General features: G+C 62.6%; 13 protein-coding genes. 1 reads left to right on the plus strand and 12 read right to left on the minus strand.

Annotation, left to right across the window (positions count from 1 at the left end):
- Positions 1-5: 5 nt before the first annotated feature.
- The 12 genes from IPM16_01405 to hoxE all read right to left on the minus strand — a co-directional run bounded on the left by IPM16_01405 (position 6) and on the right by hoxE (position 23898).
- Entirely contained in the window at positions 6-2459 is a 2454-nt protein-coding gene (locus IPM16_01405; protein MBK9121766.1) for a glycoside hydrolase family 2 protein, read from the minus strand.
- A 106-nt stretch (positions 2460-2565) separates the two neighbouring features.
- Positions 2566-3165 carry a hypothetical protein gene (locus tag IPM16_01410; protein ID MBK9121767.1) on the minus strand — a complete coding sequence of 200 codons (600 nt, stop codon included), beginning with the start codon at positions 3163-3165 and terminating at the stop codon, positions 2566-2568.
- 134 nt (positions 3166-3299) lie between these two features.
- The gene (locus IPM16_01415; protein ID MBK9121768.1) at positions 3300-11591 is read right to left on the minus strand and encodes a PD40 domain-containing protein; all 8292 of its coding nucleotides are present in this window, start codon (positions 11589-11591) and stop codon (positions 3300-3302) included.
- Positions 11592-11999: 408 nt separating this feature from the next.
- On the minus strand, positions 12000-13001 hold the full coding sequence (locus IPM16_01420; protein MBK9121769.1) for a dihydroorotate dehydrogenase-like protein: 1002 nt from the start codon (positions 12999-13001) through the stop codon (positions 12000-12002).
- 3 nt (positions 13002-13004) lie between these two features.
- Positions 13005-16565: a pyruvate:ferredoxin (flavodoxin) oxidoreductase gene (nifJ, locus tag IPM16_01425; GenBank protein ID MBK9121770.1), complete on the minus strand. Its 3561-nt coding sequence runs from the start codon at positions 16563-16565 to the stop codon at positions 13005-13007.
- 104 nt (positions 16566-16669) lie between these two features.
- Positions 16670-18937, minus strand: a complete 2268-nt coding sequence (gene hypF, locus IPM16_01430; GenBank protein ID MBK9121771.1) for a carbamoyltransferase HypF — start codon at positions 18935-18937, stop codon at positions 16670-16672.
- A complete protein-coding gene (locus IPM16_01435; GenBank protein MBK9121772.1) occupies positions 18934-19401 on the minus strand; it encodes a hydrogenase maturation protease in 468 nt (155 codons plus the stop codon). Before IPM16_01435 ends, hypF begins: the two co-directional genes overlap by 4 nt.
- On the minus strand, positions 19398-20810 hold the full coding sequence (locus IPM16_01440; GenBank protein MBK9121773.1) for a Ni/Fe hydrogenase subunit alpha: 1413 nt from the start codon (positions 20808-20810) through the stop codon (positions 19398-19400). Before IPM16_01440 ends, IPM16_01435 begins: the two co-directional genes overlap by 4 nt.
- Positions 20811-20830: 20 nt before the next feature.
- Complete coding sequence (locus tag IPM16_01445; protein MBK9121774.1) at positions 20831-21364, minus strand: NADP oxidoreductase; 534 nt, start codon at positions 21362-21364, stop codon at positions 20831-20833.
- A complete protein-coding gene (gene hoxU / locus IPM16_01450) occupies positions 21361-22071 on the minus strand; it encodes a bidirectional hydrogenase complex protein HoxU (protein ID MBK9121775.1) in 711 nt (236 codons plus the stop codon). Before hoxU ends, IPM16_01445 begins: the two co-directional genes overlap by 4 nt.
- Entirely contained in the window at positions 22068-23408 is a 1341-nt protein-coding gene (nuoF, locus tag IPM16_01455; protein MBK9121776.1) for an NADH-quinone oxidoreductase subunit NuoF, read from the minus strand. The genes hoxU and nuoF overlap by 4 nt, the downstream gene beginning before the upstream one ends.
- Entirely contained in the window at positions 23398-23898 is a 501-nt protein-coding gene (hoxE, locus tag IPM16_01460) for a bidirectional hydrogenase complex protein HoxE (protein MBK9121777.1), read from the minus strand. The genes nuoF and hoxE overlap by 11 nt, the downstream gene beginning before the upstream one ends.
- Positions 23899-24143: 245 nt before the next feature.
- Here hoxE and IPM16_01465 point away from each other — a divergent pair, with 245 nt between their 5' ends.
- The gene (locus IPM16_01465; GenBank protein MBK9121778.1) at positions 24144-26885 is read left to right on the plus strand and encodes a pyruvate, phosphate dikinase; all 2742 of its coding nucleotides are present in this window, start codon (positions 24144-24146) and stop codon (positions 26883-26885) included.
- Positions 26886-26929 lie beyond the last annotated feature (44 nt).

Raw genomic sequence — 26929 nt, forward strand, 5'->3', positions numbered from 1 at the left:
CGCGATCAACGATACGTGTCGACGAGCGAGCGCACGCTCAGCCGTTGGCTCGCCTCGACCACCGACATGCCATCAGGCAGATCGAACTCGATGAACGCGGGCCGCCCGGCACGCAGGTGTACAAAGTTGTCGGAGAACTTTGCCCCCGGCAGTTCCAACCATACGAACATCGCCGGAACGTCGACGTTGATCATCGCTGCGGCGCGACCCTTGTCCAGCGGCGAGATGTCGACTTGAAATACCGGGCTGGGCAGCGAGAGGTGTTTGGGTCGGCTCATCGTAAGCAGGTTATTCGATACGACGGCGTTATCCACATGCAGTTCGAGCCACACCATGACCTCGCGCGCGGGACGGATGCCTCCGACCGTTTGAACCAGCGCGTTGCTGCGCGGCGCGATCTGAACCGGGTAGGTGTTCTCCTCAAGGATGCGTCCGTTCAGGTCGGTGACCGTGCAGACGACGGTGCCGCTCACCGCTTCGTTGAGGTCGCTGGTCACATAGATTTCGACCGTGGACCGTGTCACGTCTTCGACGCCTGAGACCAGCAGCGGCGCATAGAAGTGACGCGCGATGTAGTGCAGCGCCTTCCAATTGCCTTTCCAGTCCAACGACGCCCAGCTTGGCGCCGGCCACATATCGTTATGCTGCCAGTACAACGTGCCCATCGTCACCGGCATGTTGCGCCGCCAGTGCTCGACGGCATACTTCATCGCCAGCCCCTGCAGAATTTGACTGAGCCACAACGTTGATTCGAACGAGGTTGGAAGCCGGAACCAGTCGAGCAAGTAATGAATGATCGTGCTGTTGCCGATCGCACTGCGCTGGTGGTGTTCCATCACGTAGCTGGTGACGTTGCGATCGTCCGGCAGCGTGAACTCCTCCACGGTAGCAGGTTCGGGGAACGACTGGAAACCGAACTCGCTGACGAACCGGTCAAAGCGCGTGCGATACCACTCGTAGGGTTGCTTGCCGTGCCACACGTCCCACAAGTGGGTGTCACCGCAGGTCTGGTTGCGATGATCGGCGCGATCGCCAAGCGGGCTGTGCGGGCTGCCCGGCCAATAGGCGCGCTGGGGGTCAAGTTCGCGCACGAGTGACGGCAGCAGTTCGTCGAACAAGCGGCTGTAGTCCGCCCAACTCATCGACTCCTGCCAACCGGGGCTGTCCGGCATGCCTTGTTCGATCTCGTTATTGCCGCACCACAGCGCCATACACGGGTGATGGCGCAGCCGGCGAATGTTGTCCTTCGCTTCTTCCGTCACGTTCGCCATGAACTCGGCGTCGAAGCTGGGGTAAGTGCCGCACGAGAAGATGAAGTCCTGCCACACCGTGATCCCGTATCGATCGCAGGCGTCGAAGAACGGATCGTGTTCGTAGATGCCGCCGCCCCACGCGCGAAGCATGTTCATGTTGGCGTCCGCCGCGGCTCGAACGAGCCGGTCGTAGTCGTCCGCCTGCGGCTCCCACGGGTACGGGCTGGCCGGGATCCAGTTCGCGCCCTTGGCGAAGAACGGCACGCCGTTGCAGGCGAAGTAGAACGACTCGCCGATCTCGTCGGGGTGACGTTCGAGCGTCAGCGTGCGCAGGCCGACCGAGCGCGACCACGTGTCCAGCACGTCACCACTGCGAAGCTCGACTGTGACGTCGTATAGCGGTTGATCGCCCATGCCGTTCGGCCACCACAGGTGCGGATTGTCGATCTTCAGCTCGGCCGTCGCGGTTCCGCCGGCGCTCAGATCAACCACGGCCTCCCCAACGGGTTGACCGGCGAACGAAACGAGCACGCGGGCATCGAGTGGCGCCGATCCCGTTTGTTCAGCCTTGATGTTCACGGTGAGGTCGACCGCACTGGCACGGTGCTCTTGCAGTACCTGCACGTCGCTCAACCGTGCGGTGCTGAATGCGACCAGTTCGATGTCGCGCCAGATGCCGCTGGTGACCATCTTGGGGCCCCAGTCCCAGCCGAAGTTGCACGGCTCCTTGCGAATCCATGCGGCGCTGTTGATGCGCATCGGCTCGACCCAGCCCGCCATCATGCCTTTTTCCGCGTCCATCTTGCGCGCGAAGGGCATCGGCGCGTCGAAGTCGACCCGGATCACGTTCTCACCTGCGACCAGCACTGGCTTGATGTCGAATTCCCATGTGCGGAACATGTTGTCGGCGCGGCCGATCACAGTGTCGTTGATAGTCACGGTCGCCAGCGTGTCCAGCCCGTGACAGCGCAGCAGTACACGGTCGTGGTCGAGCACGTTCGGTTCAACAACGAATGAGCAGGTGTACGACCAGTCGGTCTCGCCGATCCACATCTGGCCCTTCTCGTTGTCCCGGTAGAACGGGTTGTCCAACTCGCCAGCCGCGATCAGGTCGGTATGTACACAGCCCGGCACGGTGGCAGGATAAGTCTGCGCCTCGCCACGCTTCGAAAGCGTCCATGCGCCGTTTAAGCTTCGCACTATCACGTAGGGTTCCTTTGGTTGCTGCGCGTATCCGAGGCGACGCGCCCCTATCAAGAGTACATCACGCCGGCCGTTCCGGCATCAGCCGCGAGCTAAGTTCGAGTGCCGGTCAGTCCACCAATTCCGCAGAGACGATCCAGCCCGGGCCTTTAACACGATAGAGCGCGTAATGCCGGTCGATCTCCAGTTCCCACAGCCGGTGATCGTCTTCGGTAATCGAACTTCCGACCTCGACATCGCCGAGCATCAGGTATTCGTGTTCGCCGTCGGATTGGCGGGTCAGCACACCATCGATTCGCTCGACCTGTGCATGTGGAAGTGACACTCCCGCACCCGACACGGCGTTGCGCATGCGCTGGCGCAGGCTTGAGGCAAATTCGCGCCGGCGCATCCGCCGGTGTAGCAGGCCGCGCGCTACCGTGAAGATGACCTGCGCAAGGATGAGGCTGAGCGTGATCCACGCGGTGATGACGAGGCACGTCGCTGCGCCAAGTTCGACACCAAGCGCCGGTACGATGACGAAATACATAATCAAACTGACGAACAGGAAACCGAGGCTGATCGTTGCGGCGGCGGCACCGGCTACGGCCCAGTCCTGCTCGGCGGACAGGCGGTGAATCTGCCGCCGAGAGAGGCGACCCTCACGGTTGGCCTGCAGGTCGTCCGGAGCGAAGCCAAACGCGCTCTCCAGTTCGGATTGGTCGACCATTCGTGCCCCCTAAATGCCACGATGACCTGTGCCGCGAGTGTAACATACAGGCGCCCCGGAGTCTCAAGAATCGGCCCGGAAATTAAAAGGCCCCCCATCGATTGTCGATAGGGGGCGTTTGCGTGTTCGATGCGCTAGCGCGTACTGGCGAGTTGGTCACCCGGGCAGACGTTCAGGTTCAGCCCGTTGTTGACATCCGCCGTCGTAGCGACGTTCGATGCGAGGATCACCGGCTCTTGGCGCAGGAAGTACGTCTGACGGCCAAACTCGGTGTTTACGGCGTGACCTTCGCGGCTGGCGTTCTCTTCGCTCGGTGACGACAGCGGGTAGATATCGCTGTTGTCCTCGAACGTCATCTGAGTCGCGTCGTCCTCGACAGCCACCGGGCCATCGTCGATCGGCGACGCCTTCACCTCGAACAGGTTCGGATCGCCGTCCACGTCGGAGGTGAAGATGATCGTGTCGTCGTCGCACAGCCAGTTGGGCGCGTAGTCGGCCACCGCATTGTCAGTGACATGGCGCGTCTTGCCGGTAGCGACTTCGTATACGTAGATGTCCAGATCGCCATCGACGTCTGACTGGTAAGCGATGTACCGGTCGCTCGGCGACCACACGGCGTTGGTTGCGTCGCCGTCGGTGAAGGCGACACGGCCGGTCCCGTCAAGGTTCATCATCTCGTACTTGCCATCGCCGTCGGTCGCAGTGTAGCTGCGGAACGTGATCTTGTTCGAGTTGTTGGCGAACTGCGGCTCGACATCGTTGGTCGTGCCGTCGCTAAGCTTGGTCACGATTCCGGTATCGAGGTTCATCACGTAGATTTGCCACAGGCGCACGCCGTCTTCGTTCGGGACATCGCTCTGGAATACGATGCGCGATCCGTCGAGCGACCAGTGCGCGTTGATCTCGTGGCCGATGCTGTCGGTGAGCTGGAACTCGTCGCCGCTGCGCATGTCGATGGCGTACAGATCCCAGTTGCCGTTACGGGTCGACTCGAACACCACGAAGTTGTTCGGGCCCCACACCGGGTCGACTTCGTTGGAAAGCGTGCTGTAGGTGATGCGCATGACGCTTTCCGGGCCGCCACCGCTGGTGGGCGCCAGATACAGTTCCCAGTTGCCGTCGCGGTCGCTCTGGAAGATGACCCACTTGTTGTCCGGCGACAGGCTGGGCGACGAGCTCTTGACGTCGTCGCTCAGGCCGTACGACAAGTTCTCACGCGCAGTCGTGCGCGTCACCTGATCGGCGCCGTCGAGGCGGAAGATCTCCCAGCCGCCCAGTTCGTCGGTGTGATACACCTTGAACTCCGGGCAGTTGTGGCCGCAGGTCGGGCCGGTGTCGAGCTGGCCGATGGTGGTGCTTTCGAGGTCGATCCGCGGGAACACGGTCGTTCCGTCGCACACCAAATCGGTGGTCGCTAGCGTTCCGAGATCATCCGAAACGAACGTGATTCCGCTGCTCAGGTCGGCGTCTGCCGGCGCATTGAGCGCGATCGCCTCGTTGACGGCCAGATTGAACGTCCCGCTGATCAGCACTGACTGATCGGCGCTCGCGAGGATGCTGTAGCTGATCAGGCCAGACGGCGTCGTCCCCACGTTGGTCACGACGAAGCCGGCGGGGCTGCCGCAGACACCCTCGATCGTGAGGTCGGCCGGTAGACCGATCTCGGTCTCGTCGCACGTGCCGGATGACTGCAGCGTCGCGAGGAATCCGCCTTCGGAGGACAGCGAGTAGGTGCCGAACGGATTCAGGCCGTTGAGCGTGATCCCTATCGACTCGCCCGCGTCGAGCTGGACGTCCTGCGTGAGCACGACCTCGCTATCCGCATTGACGACTGTCACCGTCTGCGGAAGCAGCATGTCGGTGCCGTTGTTGACGATCTGGAACGACGGCGTCTGCGCGCACACGTAGCTGGCGCTCAAGTCAGGGCTGACGCACTGCGTAAGCGCGTCGACTGCTGTGCCGAAGCCAAGCATGGCGAACGTGTAGCTGTCGTACGGGTTGAGGCCGGTCAAGTCGACGGCGACCGAGCCGCCCGACGGCAGAGACACCGAGCCGCTGGCGACCGTGACATTGCTGCTGTCGAGCACCGACCACGGCTCGCTCTGGAGCGCGTCGGCGCCGGTGTTGGTCACCGTGACCGCCACCGGGTATCCGCAGACGTTGGTCGCCGTGTATTCCGGATACTCGCAAGTGTAGTCGATCGTCAGCGAGTCGGCGTAGCCGTCAGACACCAGCGTATACGTCCCGTACGGGTCGTCGCTCACGGGCTGCGTGAAAGTGAACGACTCGCCGGTGTTGAGCATCAACGAACCGGAGTACACCACCTGCCCGTCACGCAGGATGTCGAAGTCCTGCGGCGACAGCATCGGCGAACCATTGTTGGTGATTGTGAAGTAACGCGGCGCCGCGCATGCCGATCCCGGCTCGAACTCCGGTTGGCCGCACGTATGCGGCTGGTTGAGCGTCGCGGCGAACCCGTTCGTCACGAACGTGTATTCGCCGTACGGGTTGAGTCCATTCGGCGCGGCCACGTCGACGCTTGCGCCTCCAGCAACCGTGAACGTTGCTGTACGCACGACCACCGCGCCTTGCAGGATCTGGTACGTCTGGCCGGTCAGCATGTCACCGCCGGTGTTCGTGATTGTGAAGACGCGCGGATCGCTGCATACACCTGCCACGGACAGATCCGGATTGGCGCAGTCGTGCGGCAGATTGATGGTGGCAGCAAACCCGCTGGTCACGAACGTGTATTCGGCATACGGGTCAACTGTCGTGGGAAGCGGCACCGTCAGCGGGAAGCCGGTCGCCGGCGAGAAGGATCCCGTCACGATCGGCGTACCGGAGCTGTCCTGAACCTCATACGGCTGCGGTTCGAGGATCGGCCCGCCGGTGCTGGTGATCGTGAACGCGCGCGGCCATGCGCAGACGGCCGATGCGGCGAGCACAGGCTGTGCACACGAGTCGGAGAAGTTGACCGTAGAGGCGAACCCGGTCGTCGAGAACGTGTACGTGTCGTACGGGTTCAGACCAGCGGGCACGTTGACAACGGTGCTGCTGCCGGACGGGATTGTGATGTTCCCGCTGGCGACAGTGCTGTTGCTGCCGTCGAGGATCGAGTACGCCTGCGCCTCAAGCATCGCGCCGCCGGTGTTGCTGACCGTGAACGAACGCGGCCACGCGCACGAGTACGTCGCGTTCAGCGCCGGGCGCTGGCACGCATGGGTCTGGCTGAAGGTGCCGACAACGCTGGCGCTGTTGAATGTGTACGTCGCGTACGGATCTTCGGCGTCCGGCACGACAAGCTCGATGAAGCTGTTGGCCGGGACTTGGAATGTACCGCTGCCCGAATACGACCCGCCCGTGATGGTGTACGGCTCGGGCCGAACCATCGGGTTGGCGCTGGTGTTGATGACGCGGAACACACTCTCAGCCACGCCGCCGGTCGTGCGGCAGAACGTGTCGAACGTCAGCGTCGGCAGCAGCGAGCACTGCTGTGACAGGTCGAACGTCCCCGTATAGCCGTTGCTGGCGAACGTGTACGTGTCGTACGGGTTGCTGCCGGGCGGTAGGGTCACGTCGACGGACGGCACACCGAGGCCAAGCTGGAAGGTGCTGTTGACGACCACACCGGAGGCAGCGCCCGTGATGGTAAAGCTCTGTGGGAACGGCATCGGGCCGTCGCTGGGGCGCGCGTTGGTGATCGTGAACACCGGCAAGTTGCCCGTGCAGACCACCGCTACGCTGATCTCGGGCGGGTAGAAGCAAAGCGTTGTCGCCGTGACCGCCGGGCGATCCGTCAGCCGGCCAGTGATGTTCCCGGAGACGTTGTTGACAGTAAAGTTAGCCGACTCGTTGGCGCCCAGCAGCACCGGTGCGATCAGCAGAACGTTGTTCGCCTCATCACGGATGATGATCTGGTCGGGGACGCTCATCGCCGCGCCGCTGTTGGTGACCGTGAAGGTTGCCGTCCGGTCTGCCGAGCACGAGGCCGACATGCTCAGGTTCGGCGTGCCGCCGAGGGGTGGAACGTAAGGTACTTCGCGGCAGTAGGTGCCAGTGGGCGTGCCGCCCGGACCGGCAAAGTCCATGCAGACGAGGTACTCGCCCGGTTGGCTGAACGACGTGTACTGATGGCAGATCTGGTTGTTGTTGTTCACCACGACGATGCTGCCGTCACCGAAATCCCATTCGGTCACGTCGACGCCCGGGTCGACCTGCGGCGTGAAGCAGAAGTAACCGCCGCCGTTGTCCTGGACCGTGAACGAGGCGTTCGCTTCGAAGATGCTGTAGGTGCGAACGGTGTTCTGCGCTGACCGGATGAACTGGCTGTTATAGACCGTCAAGAGCGGGCGGTAGGTCGTGTTTGGCGAACCGTAGGTGTAGCAGATCAGGTTCGGCGCGCCGCCCGGGCCGTATGTCAGGTCGATGGTGCCGTCGTCGTCGAAGTCCCACTCCCACAGCGTGATGTTCGTGCCGACGCTCAGGTCGGTGAAACAGGCATTGAGCGGAGCGACACCGAGATACGGGTTGACGCGGAAGGCCGCACGCAGGTCGTTGGCCAGCAGCAGTTCGAAGTCGAGCCGCGCGATCGTCAGGCCGAGCGGGCCAGTGCCGCGAACCTCTGCCGTGTACAGGCCGGCGGCCAACGTATAGCTCTGCGGGTTGCCGGTGTTGGGCCCGGCGATGAGGTTGCTGGTGCCCTGCTGGTAGATGCGCCACGTGTAGCCGCTGGTGATGTTCACGCCAGTGGCGGTGAACGTCTGCAGCGTGCCGCCGAAGTCCGAGCCGCTGCGGTTGATCAGAATACTCTGACGACCGTAGACGTTGAACGTACGGGTGAAGTTGTCTTCGAGGTCGAAGCCGCCATCGCCGAAGTTCGGCGTGTTGCCGTCAAGCCGGATGGTGTACGTGCCCGGCGTGTTGAAGCTGATACAGGCTGGCAAGTCCTGTGTCGTCGCAGACGTGATGCCGAGGCTGTTTTGGCCGGCTGAGCCGCTGATCGTCCACGTGTATTCGAGGGCTTCGGGGTTCGGTGCGCCGGCGCTGCCATTGGTGTCGTACGACGTGTTGGTGATGCAGACCGGTTCGTTGACCGGCAGGGCGGAGCGCGTCCAGCCGTTGCCGATCACGTCGTTGTACTGCACCTCGATCTGGCCGACGACGATGTTTCGCTGCAGGCCGCACGTGTAGGGCGTTACGAGCGGGTCGACGGCCGACACGTCAATGCGGATGATGTAATTGCCGAGTCCGTAGTTCGCGGTGAGCTGCGCCCATGTGAAGTTCAGTGATGGGGGCGGCGTAACGATGCCGTCCGCTGTGCTGTCGAAGAACCCGAGCGGTACGGTTGCGCCATTTGGTCCGATCAGCGTGTAGGTGTAACGGAGATTGATGCCGTTGCCATTGTCGACATCCAAGCGATACGGATAGACGTCAGACGTGCTAAAGACGGTCGGATCGTTGTAGATGCCGCTCTCGCCGGGGAATGCGTCGCAGTCGAAGGTGGTTTGTGGCAGTGTCACGTTGAGCGTACGGAAGTTCGTGCACGAGTCGCTCGGTACGCCATCAACCGACACGGTTTGCACGACACGATACTGCTGTCCTGGGATCAGGAACTCGTAGCTGATCGAGTTGCCGCTGACGACTCCCGGTGGATCGACCAACGTGAGACCCGGCATAAGATACAGCGCCATCGTACGCGTGACCGTACGCCCGAACACGTTGCCCGGGTTGCCAGCGGTGTAGATCTCCGTTTCGCCAACGACCGGTGTCAGGTCGCCGCTGATCGCCGCGCAGGTTAGCCGCGGCACGGTCGGCGTGACGTTCAGATTGCAGCTCACCGGGACCTGCGCGCCATCCGGGTTGGTGACGGTTGCGGTCAAGCTGACCGAGGAGTTGTAAGTGTAGGCCGGTGTAGACGCCCACAGGACGTTGGTGTCGTTGAGCGTCGGGTTGATGATCGTGCCGTTCGCGCCTGCCGCCCAGAACGGGTTGCTGACCGGACGGCCAGTTGTCGTGTAGACCACCGTGTAAGTCGCAAGGCCGCTGGACGAACCGACGTTGGGCAGCGGTGTTGCTGGCCCGCTGATCACGCAGACCGGGTCCGGGAACGGCACCGTCTGGAACGGAATTTCCTCGTAACACTCGCTCGTCTCGCCGCCGCCGTCATCGACAACCGCGTCATAACGCACAACCCAGTTGATCGGGCTTCCGATCGTCGCGATTTCATTGGTGAAGACGTACGGGATCGCACCGCTGCCGTTGGCAAACGGCGCGCCGTTGCGGGTGATCGTCCACGTGCGCGAGATGATCGGCCGGTTGGCCGGGTCGGTTAGCGTGCCGGTAAACGTATACTGATCGGCACTCGGGTAGAGCGGGTTCGGGATCGCCGGGTTGATATTGGCGACGCAGTTGATCGGCGGGAACGTCACGTTGACGGTCGTCGCCGTATTGCAAATGCTGCCGTCGTCCAGCGTAATCTCCAACGAGATCAGATAGCTGCCGGTGCCGTAGCCCGCCCAGTTGACGTTCAATGCGGGGTCGGTGACGGTGAGCGGAAGCCCTGCTGCCGGACCCGCAAGGATCCAGCGCTGTTCCGTCACTGTCCGCCCTTGCAGTTGGCTGGTTGTGTAAGTGTAGGCAGTCGGTCCCGTGCTTGGAACGACCTCGAGCGGGCCATTGATGACGCAACCCGCCTCAAGGTAGCTGACGACGAGAATCGCCTCGACAAACGACGTGCCGCCGGGGCCGGTCACTGTCAAGCGGATCGGGTTCGGCCCGAGCTGGGTAAACGAGATGCCGGTCGGGTTCTGCTCGTCGCTGTCCTCGACGCCATCGCCGTCGAAGTCCCAAGACCACGTGTCGATGACACCGGTACTGGCATCGACGAGGTCGATGAGCGTGCCGAGCGTGATCGAGTTGCCGGGGACGATGCTGAACGCGGCAACCGGCGCGCGTGTCACAGTGATGAACTGCGCATCTTCGGAGAAGCCAAAGCTGTTTTCGACACGCAGCCGAACCTCGACAACGCCCTCGGCCGGGTACTCCCAGCAGATGGTCGAATCAAGGCTTGTACTGTCAATCACGAGATCGCCGTCAAAGTCCCATGTCACAATCGTGTACGGGCCAACGCTTTCGTTGTTGAAGCAGACCTCGATGCCGCCGCCGGGCAGGTCGCGCCCGGTGAAGTAGTAGGTGAAGATAGCCGTTAGCGGCGCGACGTCAGGCTCGACAACCACCTGCTTGAACACGGTGCCGCCGCCGCCCGGGCCGCTGTAATCCATGCGGATCGTGAAGGTGGCCTCAGATGTATATGAATAGATGTGCGGGCCTTGGCCGGTCGCGTCGATGTCGAACGTCGGGGCCGTGTACTCGAAGTCCCACTCCCACGTTGTGATCGGGCCAGTGCCGAGGTCGACACCTTCGAATTCGACATCCAACTGACCTGCGGTCAGCGGGCCGGTCTGCGGTGAAAGAACGAAGTCGGCAGTCGGGGCAGGGGCGTTGATCGTTACGGTCTTGCCCGCGATGGCCTGGCTCGGTCCGACGGTCACCGTGAGGCGGAACTCGTACGATCCATACGCGGTTGCGTTGTAGCTGAAATCGCGGAGCGCGCTCGTGGCGACCGGTGTAACAAGGTCGGGAAGCTGGAAGACCTGCCACAGATATGTGGTGGTCGGTGCATCCGGTTGGCTCTGGTTAAAGGTCGAGATCGTCAGCGGACCATCCGCTTCGAGATGATGCTCAACGACATAATCCGGGAGCAGTTCGAACTGCGCGCTTGCCTGCGGGAGCACCGTGATGGTGCCGGTCAGGACGATGTTGGGCCCGGCGACGCTCGGCGTACAGGTCAGCGATACCGGGAAACTACCAGTGGTTGTGTACGTGTGGACGACATCGGCTGACGATGAGGTGCTGCTGTCACCGAAGGTCCAAGCCACGGACGCGATGTTGTACTGCTGGGTCGCGCGGAAACGGAACGAGAACGGATTATCGTCGCCGTTGTCCGTAATCTCCATGAGGCAGAACGTCTGATAGAGATGGGGGCGCTCGACATCGTCATCGGCCGGCTCGGTCGGATCCGGCGTGACAATCAGTACGGGGTCCTCGGTTGGTGCTTCCGTTGGCGCCTCGGTGGGCTGCTCGGGAGGGATTTCGGTCGGCTGCTGCGGCACATTGGTTGGCTGTTGTGGGACCTCAGTCGGCTCTTCCGGTACCGAAGTGGGTGGAACCGCGGTTGGTGCGGCGATCGTCGGTTGTGCCGTGGCGACGACCGTCGGCTGAGGAAGTTCGCCCGGACCTTCCGGCGTGGTGACGGGCCGGCCATTGCCCGGTTGGGAGTAGGTCGGGTTGGAGAAGGCGAAGACGGCAAGCGCGACCACGATCGGCGCTAGTCGTAACCACCACTGTCTCTGATTTCCAATGCGCATATAGACGTTCCTCAGCTCGCAGTACCATCAGACATAGACATGGCCGACATAACAAAGTCCGCGCATGTCGCGATAAAAACGACAGCGGTGCAAATTTCACCGCCATTGAAAACTATAGTACCCGGGTCATGCTTACACAATAACGGAATTGCAAAACGAATTGCATCCCGAACGCATAGTTCTTCCCGTAAACAGGAGAACGTGAACGAACCTTACTGTCTCAATGTTTGTACGAATATTGTTATGCTGCGGTTTGAATGTGTGCCTCTGGTCTCAAGTTTCGTTAATTTTGGATTGTCCGAATCCACGTAGCGACAACGCGGCGGCCTCACGACAGCCGACAAATCAAACAGGGGATGCGCCGAAGTGCATCCCCTGTTCAGTGTATTCTCGTGAGCCGAACGATGTCTACGAGAGACCAGTCGGGTAGTTCAGGATCGCGCGCATGTACTGCGCACGTTCGTATGCCGCCGGGTTTTCGGTGTGCATCTGGCTGAGTGCGCCGCGCATCTGATTGACCGACTCATACTCGTGCTGGGTCATGAACTCGCGCAGGCCCTGCTCGACCGTCTTCAGGAAGTCGATCCCGTTGCGCAGTAGGGCGGCTGCCATCATTGTGACCTTGGCGCCTGCCAGCAGCAGCTTGGCCGCGTCGCCGCCGCTGTGCACGCCGCTGGTGCCGGCGAAGTCGACTTCGACGCGCCCGTACATGATCGCGATCCAGCGCAGCGGAAGGCGCAGTGCCTCCGGCGTGCTGAGCGTCACGCCCGGCTTGACCTCCAGCAGCTCGAGATCGATATCGGGCTGATAGAAGCGGTTGAACATGACGAGACCCTTGGCTCCGGCTTCGGCAAAGCGTGCGGCCATGTTGACCGGGCTGCTGAAGAACGGGCTGAGCTTCACTGCGACCGGGATCGACAGCGTGCGGGCAACACTGCCCACGACCTCAAGGTCGGCCCGCTCGACCTCGTCGCCGGTGATCTGCGGCGAGGTCGGGATGCTGTAGAGGTTCATCTCGAGCGCGTCGGCGCCTGCCTGCTCCATCAGAGCGGCGGTACGCGTCCAACGGCCCGGCGTGGTGCCGTTCAGGCTGGCGATGATCGGGATGTTCACCGATTCTTTGGCCCGCCGGATCAGGTTCAGGTACCCGCGCGAGTCGGTGTGATATTCGCCCACCTCCGGGAAGTACGAGAGCGCTTCGGCGTGGCTGTCACTGTGATATGTCGTGTGGTGGAACAGCGCGAGTTGCTCCTGCCGGATTTGTTCCTCGAACAACGAGTACAGTACCACGGCGCCGGCACCGGCATCTTCCATACGCTTGATGTTGTCGAGCGACTCCGACAGCGGCGACGCCGACACCACCAGTGGGGATTTGAGCGGAAGTCCAAGATAACTGGTTTCCAGGTTCATCGTTTAGTGACCTCCATTGCTCGAGTTGGTGCCGTACGGACGATTGGCGAGGTATTCGTACATCGCCCAACGCGTGTTGACGTCATCCTGCGCGAGTTTGAACAGATCGGCAGCGCCTTCCGGATTGCTCAGTTCGAGCATCTTGAAGCGGTTTTCCATACGCAAGTAGTCCTTCAGGGCGATCTTGGGCGCACGGCTGTCGAGTGTCAGCGGGTTGTTGCCCTCTGCCGCGCGGTCGGGATGGTAGCGGTACAGCATCCACTGTCCGCTGTCGACGGCCGCTTTGTGATTCTTGAGGGCGGTCGTCATGTTGATACCGTGGGCAATGCAGTGGCTGTAGGCGATCACGATTGACGGACCGTCATAGGCTTCTGCCTCCATGATGGCGCGCAGAGCTTGGTCATCCTTCGCGCCGAAGGCGATGCGGGCGACGTATACGTTGCCATAGCTCATCGCGATCAGGCCGAGATCCTTCTTGGCTGCAGGCTTGCCGCCAGCCGCGAACTTGGCAACCGCCGCGCGTGGCGTCGACTTGCTCATCTGGCCGCCGGTGTTGCTGTAGACTTCCGTGTCGAGGACGAGGATGTTGACGTTGCGGCCGCTGGCGAGCACGTGATCGAGGCCGCCGAAGCCGATGTCATAGGCCCAGCCGTCACCGCCGACGATCCATACATCACGCTTGATGAGCGTATCCGCCAGCGCCAGCAAACGGGCTGCCTGCGGGTTGTCGATTGCGGACAGCCGCGCTTTGAGGGCCGCGACTCGCTCGCGCTGCTCATAGATGCCGGCCTCATCGCTCTGATTCGCGCCGAGCAGGTCGTTGGCCAGTGCCGAGCCGATATCCTCGGCCAACAGCGTCACCAGCTCGCGGGCTTCTTCGGCCTGCTTGTCGATGGCGACGCGGATACCGAGACCGAACTCGGCATTGTCCTCAAACAGCGAGTTGGACCACGCCGGGCCGCGCCCGTTGTGATCGGTCGTGTACGGGGTCGTGGGCAGGTTGCCACCGTAGATCGACGAGCAGCCTGTCGCGTTGGCGATCACCGAACGGTCGCCGTAAAGCTGCGTGATGAGCTTGACGTACGGCGTCTCGCCGCAGCCCGAGCACGCGCCGCTGAATTCGAACAGCGGGCGCTGCACCTGCTGCTGGCGGATGCTGCTGGACTTGATCATGCGCCGGTCAAGGTCTGGGATTTCCATGAAGAAGTCCCAGTTCTTGGCCTCGGTATCACGCAGCGGAGGCTGCGCTTCCATGTTGAGCGCCTTCTTGTTGAGCGCCGACTTGTTGCGCGCCGGGCACACGTCTACGCAGATCGCACAGCCGGTGCAGTCTTCAGGGGCGACCTGAATGGAGTAGGCCATGCCCTTCCATTCGGTGTCGCGCGCATCGGTCGACTTGAACGTCTCCGGCGCGCCGGCCAACACCGCCGGGTCGAACGCCTTGATGCGGATCACGGCATGTGGGCAGACCATCGCGCACTTGCCGCACTGGATGCAAATGTCCGGGTCCCAGACCGGGATTTCAGCGGCGAGGTTGCGCTTTTCGAACTGCGCCGTGCCGCTCGGATAGGTGCCGTCTACTGGCAGCGCGCTGACCGGCAGCAGATCGCCCTGCCGCATGATCATCTTGCCCAGCACGTCCTTGACGAACGTCGGCGCGGTCGCCGGTACCGGGCTGAGGAAGCCCGCAGTTGCGGTGACTTCGGCAGGAACCTTGACTTCGTGCAAGTGCGCCAGTGTGTCGTCGACTGCCTTGATGTTCATGGCGACGACCTCTTCACCCTTGCGGGCGTAGGTCTTCTCGATCGAGTGCTTGATCGCGTCGATTGCCTCGTCCTTCGGCAGCACGCCGCTGATGGCGAAGAAGCACACCTGCATGACCGTGTTGATGCGGCCGGTCATACCACTGGCCTTGGCTACGTCGTATGCGTCGATGACGTAGAACTTGAGGTTCTTGTCGATGATTGCGCGCTGGACAGGTTCGGGCAGGTTGCCCCAGACCTCATCCGCGCTCCAGAACGTGTTGAGCAGGAATACACCGCCGGGTACTGCGTCGGCGAGCATGTCGTACCGCTCAAGGAAGGTTTGCTGATGGCAGGCGACGAAGTTGGCCGTCGTTATCAGGTACGGCGAGCGGATCGGCTGTGGGCCGAAGCGCAGGTGCGAGACCGTCATCGAGCCGGACTTCTTCGAGTCGTACACGAAGTAGCCCTGCGCGTGGTTGTCGGTCTCCTCGCCAATGATCTTGATGGAGTTCTTGTTCGCGCCGACCGTGCCGTCCGCGCCGAGACCGTAGAAGATGGCCCGGACGACGTTCGCCGGTTCGACCGAGTAGGCCGGGTCGTAGTCGAGGCTGGTGTGCGATACGTCATCCACGATACCGACCGTGAAGTGGTTCTTGGGCTGTTCGGCGGACAGATTGTCGAAAACCGCCTTGACCATCGCCGGCGTGAACTCCTTCGAAGACAGTCCGTAGCGCCCGCCGACAATGCGCGGCGGAACGGCGAAGCGGTCGGTCTCGACCATGGCAGTCACGACATCGACGTACAGCGGTTCGCCCGCAGCGCCGGGTTCCTTGGTGCGGTCCAGCACGGCGATGCGCTTCACGCTCTGTGGCAGCGCGGCCATCATGCGAGCGGCGTCGAACGGCCGGAACAAGCGCACTTTCAGCACACCGACTTTTTCGCCGGTGGCGTTGAGCGCATCGACCGTCTCGTGCAGCGTCTCGCACCCTGAACCCATCGCCACGACAACGCGCTCGGCATCGGGCGCGCCGTAGTATTCATACGGCTTGTAGGCGCGGCCGGTCAGTTCGGCGAACTTCGCCATCACGTCTTCGACGATATCGAAGGCCGCGGTGTAATACGGATTGACCGTCTCGCGGGCCTGGAAGTACACATCGGGATTCTGCGCCGTGCCGCGTACCACCGGATGCTCCGGCGACAAAGCGCGGCGGCGGTGTTCGGCGATCAGTTTGTCGTCGATCAGCGCGCTCAGAATGTCGTCGGTCAATGGCCGAATCTTGGCGACTTCGTGCGAGGTGCGGAAGCCGTCGAAGAAGTGCAGGAACGGCACGCGCGAGCGCAGCGTTGCTGCCATCGCAATCAGTGCGAAGTCGTGCGCTTCCTGTACCGAGGCTGACGCCAGCAGCGCCCACCCCGTCATGCGTGCGGCCATGACATCGCTGTGATCGCCGAAGATCGAGAGTGCTTGTGCGGCCAGCGACCGGGCCGCCACGTGGAACACCGCCGGCGTCAGCTCGCCCGCGATCTTGTACATATTCGGCAGCATCAGCATCAAGCCTTGCGATGCCGTGAACGTGGTCGTTAACGAGCCTGCTTGCAGCGACCCGTGAACCGCACCCGCGGCCCCGGCCTCGCTCTGCATCTCGATCACGCGTGGAACGGTGCCCCACAGGTTCGGTTGACCCGCTGCTGACCACTCGTCCGACCACTCGCCCATTGCCGACGACGGTGTGATCGGGTAAATCGCGATCACTTCGCTCAGCTTATAGGCGACGCGTGCGACGGCTTCATTGCCGTCAAGGGTGATGTAGTCCGTCATTAGTGATCTCCTCTATTTCACCCGTATACTCAACGTTAGTTGCAACTCGCCGCGCGTCATGTTCCTCCTCGGTACAGCCGCGTCGCCGGCGAAACTCTTCTTGCCTACAGAACATCGCCGCATGCCGACGCGGCGAGCTGTCCAATCGCGATTGCGCCGTCGTTCGGCGGTAGAATGTGCGGCCACAGCACCTCGAACCCGGATGCCTTGAGCCGCGTCGATGTCCGCTCCAGCAGCAGCCGGTTCTGGAAACACCCGCCGCTCAGGATGACCGCTGGTTCGTCAGCCGCACGCGCCAACGCCACCGCCATTTCGGCGAGCGTGTTGTGGAACTTCGCGGCGGCTTCGCCTGCGGGCAGGGTGCGCGAGTCGGACATAATCCCCCGGACAATCGACTTCCACTCCATGATCCATCCTGAGGGCCGGTTACCGACAGTGAAGTACGTCACTTGGAACGGGTAATATTTGTCCGTGCTAACCGATCGGGCCGCGGATTCAAGCAACATCGCGGCTTGCCCTTCAAACGAACACGTCTGCGCCAAGCCGAGCAGAGAGGCGGCGGCATCGAACAGGCGCCCCATGCTGGTGCAGCGCGGGCTGTTCACGCTGCGCTCGATGGCGCGCAGCAGCACGCGTAGTTCGCTGTCGGTGAACTGCAGCAGGTCGGTTGGCGGCAAACCGTCAAAGGCGGCCCACAACGCGCCGAGCGCACTCCGGCGCGGTTCGCGGGCGGCAGCGTCCCCGCCGGGCAGCGGAAACGGCGCGAGCTGCGCGATGTGTTCCATCGGTTGACCCGGCACGACCCGAAATGCTTCACTGCCCCAGATCGTGCCGTCGAGGCCATAACCCGTGCCGTCCCATGCCAAACCCAGCGCCCGCCCCGAATAGCCGGTCTCGGCAAGGACGGCATACACGTGCGCGGCGTGGTGCTGGACCTGCTGCGTTGGCAGCCCATGGTTCCGCGCCATGTGCGACGTGGCGTAGTTGGGATGAAGGTCGCGGATGACGACCGCTGGCGGCGTGCGATGAAACGCGATCAAGTGGTCGATCGCCTTGGCAATCGATTGCTGGGTGCGGATGTCGTCGGCATCGCCGAGGTGCGGGCTGAGGCTGATCGTGCCGTCATGGCAAAGCGCCACTGTGACCTTCTGGTTTGGCCCGACCGCGAGCGTGCCGCTCACCGGGATGTGGGCCTTCATCGCTACGGCCTGCGAATAGCCGCGCGCGCGGCGCAGCATCAGTGTCTCGCCTGCGACGACGGTTACGACGCTGTCATCGACCGGCGTCGCGATGGGCCGGTTGTGCAGCAGCATCGCGTCAGCAATCGGCGCGAACTCGTCAAGCGCCTCGGCATCGTCGACAATCATCGGCGCGCCCGATACGTTGCCGCTGGTGCAGACCACCGGGAAGCCCAGATCCGCCATCATCAGATGATGGAGCGGGGTATACGGAAGCATAGCGCCGACGGTGTCCATCCCGGGTGCGATTTCGTCGGGCAGCGTTCCGCGCGAGTCGAGCAGCACGATCGGGGCTTGCGGCGATGTGAGCAGGTCGCGCGCTTCTGTCGATACGATGCACGCGGCTTCGATATCGGCGAGGGTCGCGAACATCACGGCCAGCGGCTTGTGCGGGCGATTCTTGCGGTCGCGCAGACGCTGGATCGCGTGTCCGCTGCGGGCATCACATACCAGTTGGTAGCCGCCGATCCCTTTGAGCGCGACGATCCCGCCTGCTCGCACGACGTCCTCGGCCCGCCGCAGCGCGTCGTCACCGCGGGCCACGTCCGCGCCGTCAATCACCAGCGTGAGCTGCGGGCCGCAGCGCGGGCAGGCGATCGGTTGAGCGTGGAAGCGCCGGTCTGACGGGTCGTGATATTCCGCGCCGCATTCCGGGCACAGCACAAACGCCGTCATCGTCGTGTTGGTGCGGTCGTAGGGCAGGCCAGTGACGATCGTCACGCGTGGCCCGCAGTGGGTGCAGTTCAGGAATGGATAACGGTAGCGCCGGTCATTCGGATCGTACAATTCGCGCAGACAGTCGTCGCAGGTGGCGAGGTCGGGCAGTACTTCCGCCGTCAGTGCACCCTCGACGCGGCTGTCGATGATGACGAACGCCGCTGCGCCGGTAGCAGGAAGCTCAACACGGGTTATGGCGTCGACGCGACCCGGCGCTGGCAGTTCGGCCGTCAGCCGCTGCTCGAACTGATCCAACAGATCCGCCGGGCCTTCAATCTCGACCGTCGCACCCTGCGGCGTGTTGGCGACCGTTCCGGTTAGTCCAAGCGACCGGGCGAGCGTATACACGAATGGACGGAAGCCGACCCCTTGCACGGCCCCGGTGACTATTAGGCGGCGGCGTGTGGACAACGTCAAACTGCGGCCGTGCCGCCGAGGGTGTGCAGGGCGGCGTCCACGATGGCTTCTGCTTGCGAAACGATGGCTGGCACTTGCGCGCGCAGCGCCGGCGACAATGACAGCCCAATCTCGAATGATTCGGCCCCAATCGAAAGCATCTGTGCGGAGGGCCGGCGTCCGTACAGCGCACCGGCGGAGCGCAGCAGCGACTCCGGCGAAACGTGATGCGTTAGCGCAGCGCGCGCATCACCTGCTGCAACAGGATCGACGCGGACCTGTCCGACCGGCAGGTCCGCGTTCGCGTCGACAAAGATCACGTGATCGGCACGGCTGATCGGCGCGGCAAGCTCGGGCATCAGTTGTGCCGTGGTGATAATCCGCACGTCCAGCGCGCTGTACCGTTCGTCCAGCGCTTGCGCAACGACATGCCCGATTGCGTCGTCGGTGCGCAGTGTGCTTCCGTAGCCGATCACGAGGATCATCGTGTGAGCACCTCCACGGTCTCGCCGCCCGGGGCGAGGAGTTCGACACGCATCGGCATTTGACCAACCGCATGCGTCGAACAGCTCAAGCACGGGTCGAACGCTCGAATGAGCGCTTCGACGCGGTTGAGCATGCCATCGTTGATGTTTCCGCCGCGAATATAGCGCTTGGCAACCTCGAAGACACCCCGGTCCATCGCGTAGTTGTTGTTGCCGGTCGCAATGATGAGGTTGGCGCGCGTGATCAACCCGTTCTCATCGATCTTGTAGTGATGCAGGAGCGTCCCGCGCGGCGCCTCACTGACGCCAACACCCCGCGACCGGTTCGGTTCCGCCACCGAGCGAATCCGCTTTTTCAGGATGCTCGGCTCGCGCAGCAGCATTTCGATCTTTTCCAGCCCGTACATGATCTCGATCAGGCGGGCGGTGTGGTAGTGGAACGAGCTCTGGGTATCCTGCTCGCGGAACAGGCCGAGGTATTCGTCGGCACGCGGCGTACCGCACCGGCCGACGATGTTCAGGCGCGCCAGCGGGCCGACCCGATAGACACCCTGCGGATAGCCCATTTGGCGGTAAAACGGAGTCTTGAGGAACGTCCACGGCTCGACCGCTTCCTGCAGGAAGCCGGCGTAATGGTCGGCGTTCAGGTTGTCGGCGACAACCTCGCCGGTGCCGCTGGTGATGCGTACGGGTCCGTGATAGAACTCCAGCGTGTCGTCGGCGTTCGTCAGGCCCATGAACAGCGTCTTGACGTTGGCGAATGTCGCGATCTCGTCCTCAAAGTACGGTAGAACGGTGCGATACCATTCCAGCGTGCGCCGTGCGATATCCAGTCCTTCGGGGATCATCGTAAGCATCGCATCGCGAGCATCCTCGCTCAGCGGCGCGCTGACTCCGCCCGGAACGACCCAGCTCGGGTGAATGCGCTTGCCGGCCATCAGTTCGATAATTGTCTGCCCGATCTGCCGCAGGCGCACACCATCGCGCGCCAGCACCGGGTCGACCTCCGCCACGCCGAACAGGCTGCGCTTGGCGGGGTCTTCATCCATGCCCAGCAGAAGGTCGGGCGATGACAGATAGAAGAAGCTGAGCGCGTGGCTCTGGATCATCTGCGCGAGGTTCAGGATCTGGCGCAGTTTAGTCGCCGTCTCAGGGATCTCGACCGCCAGTAGTTCGTCGCAGGCCTTCGCCGATGCGATGAGGTGGCTGACCGGGCAGATTCCGCAGATGCGAGCCATGATCGCTGGCATTTCATGGAACGGGCGGCCTTCGACGAACTTCTCGAAGCCGCGCACCTGCGTCACGTGAAAGTGCGCGTCCGCGACATCGCCAGCGTCGTTCAGCTGGATCGTGATTTTCGCATGCCCTTCGATGCGTGTTACCGGATCGATCACAATGCGCTGTGCCATTGTCATGTCCTCGTAGATGGCTAGGCGCCGAAGCGCGTCCGGTCGGAAAGGTCTGGCGTGCGTCCCTCAAGTAGTTCGGTCAGCGTGTACAGGATGGTCTTGGCCGACGGCGGGCATCCGGGGATGAACACATCGACCGGGACGACCGCGTGCACCGGTTTGACCACGTTCAGCAGTTTCGGCACGACCAGATTGGGCGCCTGAGCGGTGTGCAGATCAGGCTCGAGGTAGACGCGCCGCAGCACCGATTCGGCACCGACGCCGTTGCGCAGTGCCGGCACGTTGCCGGTTACCGCGCAGTCGCCGAACGAGACCAGCGTACGGGTATGCGCGCGAACCTTGCGAATCTTGGCGAGGTCGTCCTCGCTGCTGACCGCGCCTTCGATCAGCGTGATATCGACGCTGTCGGGAAAGTCCTTGCGGTCTACGAGCGGGCTGTAGACGAGGTCGATTCGGCTCGCGAGGTCAAGCAGCGCGCCGTCGATATCGAGAAACGACATGTGACATCCCGAGCATCCGTCGAGCCATACCGTTGCGATTTTTGTGCGGGTCATCGTCCGTCCTCCCGCGAAGCGGTCAGCGTCGCAAGGAAGCTTGCGCGCTTGGTCATCTCACCCACGGCCATGCCCTTCTCGAACAGCGCACCGGTCGGGCACACCTGAACGCACTTTCCACACGCTGTGCACGTTTCACTGTCTCCCCACGGCATATTGAGGTCGGTGATGACCGCCGAGTCGATACCACGGCTCATCAAGTCCCACGTGTGCGCACCCTCAATCTCGCCGCACACGCGCACACACCGCGTGCACAGCACGCAGCGGTTCGGATCGAGGGCGAAGCGTTCATGCGACGCATCGACGATACGCTTCGGGTAGAGATACGGTATGCGCATGTGGTCGACGCCCAACCGGATGGCGAGATTCTGCAGCTCGCAGCGTCCGTTGACGACGCATACCGAACACACGTGGTTACCTTCGGTGAACAGCAGTTCAATCGTCATGCGCCGGTACTTCTTCAGGCGCTCGCTGTTGGTCGTGACGACCATGCCTTCCGTGACGTAGGTCGTGCAGGCAGGAAGCAGTTTGCTGCTGCCTGCGACTTCGACCAAGCACAACCGGCAGGCGCCGACGGGAGTCAGGCCCTCCAGCGCGCACAGCCGCGGAATCTGTATGCCGTGCTCGATTGCGACTTCCAGTACGGTTTCGTCCTCGCGGCCGGTCGCGTCGATGTCGTCGATCTTCAGGGTGACAACGCGGGTCATTGGACGGCCTCCTTACGGCTCACCGGGCACACGTGCGCCGGACATGTCTTGTCGACGATATGCGCCATGTACTCGTCGCGGAAGAAGTGCAGCGTCGTGACGACTGCGTTGGGCGCGGCTTGTCCTAACCCGCACAAGCTCGTATTGGTGACCATGTCGCACAGCTCTTCGAGCATTTCCAGATCATCGAGCGTGGCCTCGCCTTCGCATATCTTCTCTAGCAGGCCATGCATCTGCGCCGTTCCGACGCGGCACGGGACGCACTTGCCGCACGACTCGGTCATGCAGAACTCGAGGAAGTACTTGGCGACATCGACCATGCATGAACTGTCGTCCATCACGATCATGCCGCCGGAGCCCATCATCGAGCCGACCTGCTTGAGCGATTCGTAGTCCACCGGCGTGTCGATGTGTGCGGCAGGGATGCACCCGCCGGACGGACCGCCCGTCTGCACCGCTTTGAACTTGCGACCGTCGGGGATGCCGCCACCGATGTCGTAGATGATCTCGCGCAAGGTGATGCCCATCGGGACTTCGATGAGCCCGGTCCGGGCGATGCGCCCTGACAGCGCAAAGACTTTCGTGCCTTTGCTGCGTTCAGTGCCAATTCCTGCGAACCACTCGGCGCCTTCACGCAGGATCGGGACGACATTGGCGTACGTTTCGACGTTGTTGATGAGCGTCGGGCATCCCCACAATCCGGACTCTGCCGGGTAGGGTGGGCGTGGGCGCGGCTGGCCGCGTCGGCCTTCGATCGAGGCCAGCAGGGCCGTCTCCTCGCCGCATACGAACGCGCCAGCGCCGAGCCGTACTTGCAGCGACAGGCTGAACGGCGTGCCGCTGATGTTGTGGCCGAGCAGACCGTGCTTCTCCGCCTGCTTGATGGCGTGCTTCAGCCGCTTGATCGCCAGCGGATATTCCGCGCGTACATAGAGGTAGCCTTGCGACGCGCCAACCGCGTAGGCGGCGATCATCATGCCTTCCAGCACGCGGTGCGGGTCGGCTTCCATAATACTGCGATCCATGAACGCGCCGGGGTCGCCCTCGTCGCCGTTGCAGACGACATATTTCTGAGCACCGAGCGCTTTTCCGACCGTTGACCACTTGAGGCCGGCGGGATATCCGGCACCACCGCGCCCGCGCAAGCCGCTGTTGCGGATCTGGTCGATTACTTCGGGGGGTGTCATCGACTGCAAGACATCGTTGAAGGTCGCGTAGCCGCCCACGGCCATGTACGACTCGATATCTTCCGGGTCGATCATGCCGGCGTTTTCGAGAACGATGAGCCGCTGCTTGCCGTTTTCGTCGGGCAATGCGCCGACTGCGTCACTTGCCATTGCTCATCCACTCCTTGACCCGGGATGCCGCCTCGTCAGGGGCGAGGTGGCCATCCATTACACCATCGTAAACGACCGCAGGCGCAAGCGCGCACGCGCCCAAGCAGCGAGCGACCAGCAGCGAGACTTTCTTGTCCGGCGTGGTTTCACCTTTACGAATGCCCGCGGCATTCTCGATGGCCTTGAGCACGTCCGGCCCACCCTTGATGTAGCACGCCGTGCCCATACAAACGACGCACGTGTGTTCGCCCTGCGGCTTGAGCGTAAACAGGTTGTAGAACGTGGCGACGCCGTATACCCGGCTCAGGGGTAAACGCAGGCTGCGCCCGACATATCGCAGCGCATCGTCATCCAAGTAACCGAATGCCTCCTGCGCGCTGTGGAGCGTCTCGATCAGGGCATCAGGCGCGAAACCGTGCTTACGCATCGTCGCCTGTACTATCCGCCAGCGTTTGTCGTCGCTGGGCGGTGTAATCGTGCTCGTTCGCATCGGGTCTACCTCCGCATCCGCGAACCGAATCGTTCTAAGTGTAGGATGTGACGTCCTTAACGCTCAGTGACAGGCGTCACGCCGGATTGTGCAATCCATCACAAACTTAGTAAAAGCGGGTAGCACGCCAATTTGCAGTTCTGACAAACGTCAGTTACGCGCATGACCTCTGACATTGGGAACTTCCGGCTTGCGGGCGTAACGTTGGGTGTAGCACCGTAAATGGAATGGAGGATAACCTCATGATGATTAAGGAGCCTGAGAAGTCGATCACGCCTACAAATGGGCAAAGCAAGGGTAAGAAGTGGGTCTTCCTCTTCGACCAGCTTGCCGAGATCCAGAAGCGGGCGACGACTTGGGATCAGGTCAAGTCGATTTTGGGCGGTAAGGGCGCGGGCCTGTTCGATATGACCCGTGCTGGTGTCCCGGTGCCCCCGGGCTTCACCGTTACCACCGAAGCGTGCAACGCCTACATGGCCGATGGCGGAACATTCCCCGAAGGCTTGTGGGATCAGGTTCTCGAAGCGCTGCGCAAGGTCGAAGAGAAGGCCGGCAAGCACTTCGCAGATCCCGCCAACCCGCTGCTGCTGTCAGTCCGTTCCGGCGCCAAGTTCTCGATGCCGGGCATGATGGACACCGTGCTCAACCTTGGCCTCAACGATAAGGTCGTCGAAGCGCTGGCAGAGGCAACGGGCGACGCCCGCTTTGCCTATGACGCGTACCGCCGCCTGATTCAAATGTTCGGCACTGTCGTGATGAACATGCCGGACGAGGCCTTTGAGGATATCCTGACCGAAACCAAGAAGACTGCGGGCGTCAAGCTCGACGTCGAACTGAATGCCGACCATTGGAAGAAGGTCGTCGCCGAGTTCAAGAGCGTGTATGAAAAAGAAGTCGGCAGCCCCTTCCCGACCGATCCGTACGCGCAGCTCAATGCAGCCGTCGAGGCCGTCTTCAAGAGCTGGAACGGCAAGCGCGCGATCGACTATCGTAACGCCGCTGGCATCCCGCACAATCTCGGCACTGCCGTCAACGTTCAGACGATGGTCTTCGGCAACCTCGGCGCGACCAGCGCGACCGGTGTAGCGTTCACGCGCAACCCGGCGACGGGCGAGAAGCTCCTGTTTGGCGACTATCTGATGAACGCGCAGGGCGAAGACGTGGTGGCCGGTATCCGTACCCCGCTGCCCATTGCACAGCTCGAGAAGGAAATGCCGGAAGCTTTCGCCGAGTTCATCGAGATCGTCGGCCGCCTTGAGAAGCACTATCGCGAGATGCAGGATGTCGAGTTCACGATCGAACGCGGCAAACTGTGGATGCTCCAAACCCGTGACGGCAAGCGCACGGCGCGCGCCGCAGTCAAGATCGCGGTCGATCTTGTCGCAGAAGGCATCATCAGCAAGCGCGATGCAGTGCTGCGGATTTCGCCGGAACAGGTCTCGCAGCTCCTGCACCCGCAGTTCGACCCCGATGCGTTGAACGAAGCAGTTCGCACCGGCCGCCGGATCGCCAAGGGCGTGAACGCGTCGCCGGGCGCGGCTGTCGGTATCGCCGCGTTTGACGCCGACATTGCCGAGAAGTGGGGCAAGTCGGGCAAGTCCGTGATCATGGTGCGGCCGGAGACCAAGCCGGATGACGTACACGGTATGCTGGCGTCCAAGGGTATTCTGACCAGCCGTGGCGGCGCGACCAGCCACGCGGCAGTGGTCGCCCGCCAGTTTGGCGTACCGTGCGTGTGCGGTGCGGAAGCGCTTGAAATCGATATTCCCGCCCGGCGGCTGTGGGTCGACGGCGTGATCGTCCACGAGGGCGACACCGTCTCGATCGACGGCACCACTGGCGAGGTCTATGTCGGTGAAATTCGCCGTGTCGAACCTGACTTCAACCGTGAATACACGCTGCACGAACTACTGGGCTGGGCGGACGAAGTCCGCAAGCTCAAGGTGTACGCCAATGCCGACTATCCCAAGGATGCACGGCGTGCCCGTGAATACGGCGCGCAGGGTGTCGGCCTGTGCCGTACCGAGCACATGTTCTTCCAGGACGAGCGTCTGCCGCTCATGCAGGCAGTCATCCTCGCCGAGACGGGCAGCGAAGAAGAGGCGGAGAACCTCGCCAAGCTGCAGCACTTCCAGCACGACGACTTCTACGGCATCTTCAAGGCGATGGACGGACAGCCCGTCATCATCCGCCTGCTGGATCCGCCGCTCCATGAGTTCATGCCTGACCACGAACAGCTTGCGCTGCGCGCTGCCGGCCTGCGGCTGGTGGGAGACCGGCCCAAGGAACTGCAGCGGGTCGAAGAGCTGATGACCGCGGTCGAGGGCCTGCGTGAATTCAACCCGATGCTCGGTCTGCGCGGTATCCGCCTCGGCATCCTGCGCCCGGCCATCACTGAAATGCAGATCCGCGCGCTGTTCGAAGCCGCCTGCGATCTGGTCGAGGAAGGCTACGCCGTCCACCCGGAGATCATGCTCGCGGTCACCAACCACGTCAACGAGGTCAGGCTCATCAAGGAGATGATCGACCGGATTGGCAAGGAAATCCTCGTCACGCGGTCCTGCAAGCTGGACTACAAGGTCGGAACGATGATCGAGCTGCCGCGTGCCGCCCTCACCGCCGACAAGATGGCTGAGGTCAGCGAGTTCTTCAGCTTCGGCACCAACGACCTGACGCAAACGACGTTCGGCATCAGCCGTGACGACGCCGAAGGCAAGTTCCTGCTGCACTACATCGAATTCGGCATCCTGCCCGAGAACCCGTTCCAGGTCATCGACCCCGACGGCGTCGGAGCGCTGATCCGCATCGCGGTGGAGAAGGGTCGCGCGACCCGGCCGGACCTCGAGGTCGGTATCTGCGGCGAACATGGCGGCGACCCGAAGAGCATCGCGTTCTGCAACAGCGTCGGCCTCGACTATGTGAGCTGCTCGCCGTTCCGCGTGCCGGTGGCACGCCTTGCGGCCGCACACGCAGCGCTCAAGTCGTAGCACGATACAGCACCACCCAGAATCACACCGGCCACCCTTTTTGG

The organism is Candidatus Flexicrinis affinis (assembly GCA_016716525.1).
Lineage (GTDB): Bacteria > Chloroflexota > Anaerolineae > Aggregatilineales > Phototrophicaceae > Flexicrinis > Flexicrinis affinis.